6 protein-coding genes are annotated in these 6,285 nt (G+C 67.0%); all 6 read right to left on the bottom strand.

Going from position 1 to position 6,285, the window contains the following annotated elements; genetic code table 11:
• The coding region (locus tag ACSFA2_RS09135; protein ID WP_435454987.1) for an MCP four helix bundle domain-containing protein at window positions 1-1,113 on the bottom strand (1,113 nt) is incomplete at its 3' end.
• Window positions 1,114-1,255: 142 nt separating this feature from the next.
• Window positions 1,256-2,806, bottom strand: a complete 1,551-nt coding sequence (locus ACSFA2_RS09130; RefSeq protein ID WP_435454986.1) for a methyl-accepting chemotaxis protein — start codon at window positions 2,804-2,806, stop codon at window positions 1,256-1,258.
• Between the two features lie 34 nt (window positions 2,807-2,840).
• Window positions 2,841-3,344, bottom strand: coding sequence for a chemotaxis protein CheW (locus ACSFA2_RS09125; protein WP_435454985.1), 504 nt, complete (start codon window positions 3,342-3,344; stop codon window positions 2,841-2,843).
• 67 nt (window positions 3,345-3,411) lie between these two features.
• Window positions 3,412-4,401, bottom strand: coding sequence for a flagellar assembly peptidoglycan hydrolase FlgJ (gene flgJ / locus ACSFA2_RS09120; protein WP_435454984.1), 990 nt, complete (start codon window positions 4,399-4,401; stop codon window positions 3,412-3,414).
• A gap of 9 nt (window positions 4,402-4,410) precedes the next feature.
• Entirely contained in the window at window positions 4,411-5,526 is a 1,116-nt protein-coding gene (locus tag ACSFA2_RS09115; protein ID WP_435454983.1) for a flagellar basal body P-ring protein FlgI, read from the bottom strand.
• Window positions 5,527-5,558: 32 nt separating this feature from the next.
• Entirely contained in the window at window positions 5,559-6,284 is a 726-nt protein-coding gene (locus ACSFA2_RS09110) for a flagellar basal body L-ring protein FlgH (RefSeq protein ID WP_435454982.1), read from the bottom strand.
• Window position 6,285 lies beyond the last annotated feature (1 nt).

The raw sequence follows: 6,285 nt of genomic DNA, 5'->3' as shown, positions 1-6,285 counted from the left end.
GGTCTGGAAGGCGATGCCGTCGATGACCGCGATGATGTCCACGATCTTGCGGCTGGAGGTGTTGATCGCGCTCATGGTGTCGACCACCTGGCTGACCACGCTGCCGCCGCGCACGGCCACTTCCGAGGCGGAGACGGCCAGCTGGTTGGCCTGGCGTGCGTTGTCGGCGTTCTGCTTGACCGTCGAGGTCAGTTCCTCCATCGAGGCCGCGGTCTCTTCCAGCGAGCTGGCTTGCTGCTCGGTGCGCGAGGACAGGTCCTGGTTGCCCGAGGCGATCTGGCTCGAGGCGGTGGCCATGGTGTCGGTGCCCTGGCGCACTTCGCCGACCACCTTGGCCAGGCTGTCGTTCATGCCCTTGAGCGCCGTCAGCAGTTGGCCGACCTCGTCGCGCGAGCCGGGAGCGATGTGGCTGCTCAGGTCGCCCGACGCCACCTTCTGGGCCAGCTCGACCGCGCCGCGCATCGGCCGCACGATGCCGACCGTCAGCCGCCAGGCGCACAGCGCGCCGATCAGCACGGCCAGGGTCGACAGGGCGCCCAGCAGTTGGAGGCCGCTGCGGTGATCCTGCCGGATCTCCTGCGCCATCGCATCGATCTGCGTGCGCTGGGCGCCGGCGATGTCCTGAACGGCCTTGATGTAGACCACCAGGGCGGCCTGGTACTTGGTGTCGGCAAGTTTGTTGGCACCTTCGCGGTCACCGGCTGCCTTCAGCTGGTTGATCGCGGCCAGGTGCTCCAGCACCGTCTTGCGCGCATCGGCCACGGCAAGGTACAGCTTGCGCTCCTCGGGCGAGGTCAGCAGCGTTTCCATCTTCTGCTGCACCGGGTTGATGGATGCCACGCCCTCCCCGAGACTCTTCTTGAAATAGGCTTCGTTCTCGCTGTCGGTCGCCTTGACCATGCCGAAGGAGTGAACGATGCTGGGCCCCAGGAGATTGGCCCATTGGTTGGCCAACCGTTCCTTGACGAGCGCCTGGTCGATCATCACCGCGGTCGAGTCCGCCACGGCGTTCAACCGGGCCGCGCCGACGCCTGCAATGAGGATCATCATGAGCAGCATGGCAGCGAAGCCCGCACCCAGACGCACGCCGATCTTGAGATTTCGCAGATTCATGACGCTCCACCTTGCAGAGTAAATGACGTGAGGACGGTCGTTCGGCGAACGACCGGCATCGATTTGTGCGATGCGCCAATCCGCAGCCACGTCCAGTTATCGGCAGCGCGGACGGAAGTTGAAGTCATCGCCACCAAATAGTTCAGACCGCGGCCGGCGCCAACCGAAAGACACTGACAGCCTGGGAGAGGCTGCCGGCCTGGTCCTGCAGCGAGGCGGCGGCGGCCGCGGCCTCTTCCACCAGCGCCGCGTTCTGCTGCGTCACCTGGTCCATCTGGCTGATGGCCTGGTTGATCTGGTCGATGCCCAGGGTCTGTTCCTGGCTGGCCGACGAGATCTCGCCCATGATGTCGGTCACCCGGCGCACGCTGGCCACGATCTCTTCCATGGTGCGGCCTGCTTCGGCCACCTGGTGGCTGCCGGCACCGACCTTGCCCACCGAGTCGTCGATGAGCAGTTTGATCTCCTTGGCCGCAGCCGCCGAGCGTTGGGCGAGGCTGCGCACTTCGGAAGCGACCACCGCAAAGCCGCGGCCCTGTTCGCCCGCACGCGCCGCTTCCACGGCAGCATTCAGCGCCAGGATGTTGGTCTGGAACGCAATGCCGTCGATGACCGCGATGATGTCCACGATCTTCTTGCTCGACGCATTGATCGCGCTCATCGTGTCGACCACCTGGCCGACCACGCTGCCGCCACGCACGGCGACTTCCGACGCCGACGAGGCGAGCTGGTTGGCCTGACGCGCGTTGTCCGCGTTCTGCTTGACCGTCGAGGTCAGTTCTTCCATCGAGGCCGCCGTCTCTTCCAGCGAGCTGGCCTGCTGCTCGGTGCGCGAGGACAGGTCCTGGTTGCCCGAGGCGATCTGGCTGGACGCCGTGGCCATCGTGTCGGTGCCCTGGCGAACATCGCCGACGATCTTCACCAGGTTGCGGTTCATCTCGTTGAGGGCCTGCAACAGCTGGCCGACTTCGTCGGTCGAGTCGACCTCCGCCTCCTGGGTGAGATCACCCCCGGCCACCGCCTGCGCCACGCTCAGGGCGCGCCCCAGGGGCCGGGTGATGCCGCGGGTCAGCCACCAGGCCAGCGCCGCGCCGAGGGCCAACGCGGCAAAGGTGAGACTGATGAGGCCGATACGGCCCGAGCGATAGAGCGCGTCGATGCCCGCCGCGGTGCGGTCGATCTCGCTTTGCTGGTGTGCCAGCATGGCCTGGATGCTGCCGTCGTAGCCCGACAGCATGGGCACCAGGCGGGCGTCGGTGATCTGGCCGGCCTCGTCCTGTTTCCCTTCGGCCTTGAGCTTGAGAATGGCGTTGCGCAGATCGATGTATTCGGTGCGCCGGCGCTTGATGTCGGCACTCAGCGCCTCTTCTTCCGGCGTCTCGAGCATTGCTTCGAGCTTCTTCTGCGTCTCGGAAATCAGCTTGCTGGTCCGGCCGATGTTCTCCTGCAGGTAGGCCTGCACCGCGGCGTCGTTGCTCTTGACCAGGGCGAAGGTCCGCACGCTGTTGTTGCTGGTCGCCTGCAGCCAGGTGGCGGCCAGGCGCTCCTTGGCCAGCGAGCGCTGCGCCATCCGTTCGGTGCCGTCGCCCACACGTTGCAGGCCCATCACGCCGATGGCCGCAATCACCGCCGCCAGCGCCAGCACCAGCGCGAAGCCGGTGCCCAGGCGTGTTCCGATTTTCCAGTTCTTCATATGTCTCTCGTTCTATGGTTCGGTCGGACGCGGCTCAAGTCGCCAGTTTTTCAATGAGGCCCAGCTCCTCGCTGGACATGAGGCGGTCGATGTCGACCAGGATCAGCATCCGCGTGTCCAGGGTGCCCAGGCCGATGATGTAGTCGGTGTCCAGCACCGAGCCCATCTCGGGCGCCGGCTTGATCTGCTCGGCGCTCAGCGTGATCACGTCCGACACGCTGTCGACCACCATGCCCACCACGCGGCCGCCGATGTTCAGCACGATCACCACGGTGAACTCGTCGTAACGCGGCTCGCCCAGGTTGAACTTGATGCGCATGTCGATGATCGGCACGATGATCCCGCGCAGGTTCACGACACCCTTGATGTGGGCCGGCGCGTTGGCGATGCAGGTCACGGCGTCGTAGCCGCGCAGCTCCTGCACGCGCTGGATGTCGATGCCGTATTCCTCTTCGCCGAGCGTGAAGGTCACGACTTCGAGCCGCCCGTCGGCGGGGGTGGCGATCGCCTGGTTCGGCCGGTGGAGTACTTCTGCCATGGGTGTCTTTCGATGTTCTGTGCGCGTGGGATTCAGGTGGCAGGACGAGGTCGGCGGCGCCAGGCGCTCAGCCGAACTTCTGCATGATGCGAACCAGCTTGTGGCCGTAGTCGGGATCGGTGGCGTAGCCGGCGCGCTGCAGGCCATGGGCCGCCGCGGCCGGGTCGCCGGTGCTCAGCACGTCGGCGTAGCGCGGGTTGCGCGTCATGAACTTGGCGTAGTCGGCAAAGGCCTCGTCGTAGGAACCGTAGGCGCGGAACTTGGCACGCACCTTCTGCGGCTCGCCGTCCACGTACTCGGTGGTCAGGGTCTCGACGACCGGCCCCTTCCAGCTGCGATCGGCCTTGATGCCGAACAGGTTGAAACTCTGGGTGCCGTCGTCGCCGCGGATCTCGCGCTTGCCCCAGCCCGACTCGAGCGCGGCCTGCGCCAGGATCAGCGGTGCGGGAACGCCGCTCGCCGCGCTGGCGGACTGGGCCGAGCTGCCCATGCGTGCGACGAAGTCATCGACCTTGCCTTGCAGAGACGGGTTGTCGCCACCGGAACCGCCACGGTCGCCGTTGACGCGGTAGAGGCTCAGGTCGGCACCAGTGGCACGCGGCCCGGGTGACGAGCCGATCGGGATGCCCGCGTTTTCCTTCAGCGGGAACGACACCAGGCGGTCGAGGGCGAAGCCTTTCGAGGCACCACCTGGGGCATCGCCCTCGGCGTTGCCGCCCGCGCGCTGGAGCTGCGTCAGCATGGCTTCGGCCAGCCCGAGTCCGCGGCCGGACAGGTTCTGCGACAGCTGCTGGTCGAGCATCGAGCGGTAGACCTTCTCGTTCTGCCCGTCCATCAGGCCGCTCGAGGGCGAGGCCTCGCGCATGCTCTTGAGCACCATGTTCATGAACATCGCCTCGAACTGCCGCGAGACCTGCTTGAGGCCTTCTTCCGGCGACGTGCGGACGGTGTGGCGCAGGGCGTCGACGCCTTGCACATCGAGCGAGAAGCGCTGGTCGAGCGCGCCGCTGCGGGCGGCGTCGCCACCGCCCCAGGAATTGGCTGCCGTGATGGCCATCTCGCGTCCTCAGATGATCTCGAGCTCGGCACGCAAGGCACCGGCCGACTTCATGGCCTGGAGGATCGAGACCAGGTCCTGCGGGTTGGCACCCAGGCTGTTCAGGCCCTTGACCACGTCGGCCAGCGACGCGCCGCCCTTGACCATCTGCAGCGCGCCGCCGCCCTGGTTGACCGAGATCTGCGAGGTCTGCGCGGCCACCGTCTGGCCGCCCGAGAAGGCGCCCGGCTGGCTCACCACCGGTTCGGTGTTGATCACGACCGACAGGTTGCCGTGCGCCACGGCGCAGTCCTGCACCCGCACGTTCTGGTTCATCACCACGGAGCCGGTGCGGGCGTTCACCACCACGCGGGCCGTGGCCTGCGATGGGGTGACATCGATGGCTTCGAGCCGCGCGAGGAAACCGACGCGGGCCTCGGGCATCGGCGCACGCACCACGATCACACGCGCGTCCTGCGCATCGGCCGTGCCGGCGCCGAACTCGCGGTTGATGGCATCGGCCGCGGCCTTGGCCGTGCCGAAGTCGGAGCGGTTGAGCTCGACCGACAGCGTGCTGTCGCCGCCCAGCGGCGCCTCGACGCCGCGCTCGACCAGGCCGCCGGCCGGAATGCGGCCGGAGCCGAGCTGGTTGATCTGCACCTTGCTGCCATTGGCCGATGCGCCTGCGCCACCGACCACCATGTTGCCCTGCGCCAATGCATAGGTCTGGCCGTCGACACCCTTGAGCGGCGTCATCAGCAGCGTGCCGCCGCGCAGGCTCTTGGCATTGCCCATCGACGAGACGGTCACGTCGATGGCCTGGCCGGGCCGCGCGAAGGCCGGCAGCGTGGCCGTGACCATGACGGCCGCGACGTTCTTGAGCTGCATGTTCACGCCCTGAGGAATCGTGATGCCCAGCTGCTGCAGCATGTTGTTCAGGCTCTGCACCGTGAACGGCGTCTGGGTCGTCTGGTCGCCCGTGCCGTCCAGGCCGACCATCAGGCCGTAGCCGATCAGCTGGTTGTCGCGCACGCCCTGGATGCTCGCGAGTTCCTTGAGACGCTCGGCATGTGCGGGCACACCCAGTGCCGCGGCGCACAGTGCGACGAGGCCGAGAATTGAACGCAAGGTTCGCGAGGTATGCATGGGGGGTTGCTTTCTGTTCTGAAAAGGAGCCATCAGAAAGGCATGACGTTCAAGAAGAAGCGCTGCATCCAGCCCATGTGCTGGGCCTCGTCGATGTAGCCCTTGGCCGTGTATTCGATGCGGGCGTCGGCCACCAGGGTCGACGGGACGGTGTTGGTGCCAGAGACGGTGCGCGGATTCACCACGCCCGAGAAGCGGATGAACTCCGTGCCCTGGTTGATGCCCATCTGCTTCTCGCCGCTCACCAGCAGGTTGCCGTTGGGCATGACGTCGGTCACCGTGACGGTGATCACGCCGTTGAAGGTGTTGTTGGCGTTGGCGCCGCCGGTCGCCTTCAGCACGTTGTCGCCGGAGAGGTTGGTGTCCTGGCCGTTGAGCAGCGAGCCGATCAGCTTCGGAATGCCGCCGGCGAAGGTGCCGGTGGTGCTGCCGTTGCGACTGGCGTTGGCGCCCGAATTCTTGCTGGCGTTCACGCGCTCGCTGATGACGACGGTGAGGATGTCGCCGACATTGCGCGGCCGGCGGTCCTCGAACAGCGCGTTGCCGCCGGGACCTTCTCGAAAGATGGCGCCCGTGGGCCGACGCGCCGGTGCGGACGCATAGTTGTCGGCGCGTGCGGTCATGGGCTGGTGCACCAGCGGCTCGCGCGGAATCTGGGCGCAGCCCGCCCCCACCACGGCCAGCAGCACCAGCAGGAGGCGCGATGCAGGCGCTGCGAGCGCAGCGACACCGCGTGCGGGAAGAATGGGACTGCGCATG

Origin of the sequence: Variovorax cryoconiti (genome assembly GCF_051216395.1) — a bacterium.
Classification (GTDB): domain Bacteria; phylum Pseudomonadota; class Gammaproteobacteria; order Burkholderiales; family Burkholderiaceae_C; genus Variovorax.
The sequence above is the reverse complement of the archived record's forward strand: the minus strand, read 5'-3'. Positions and strand labels throughout refer to the sequence as shown.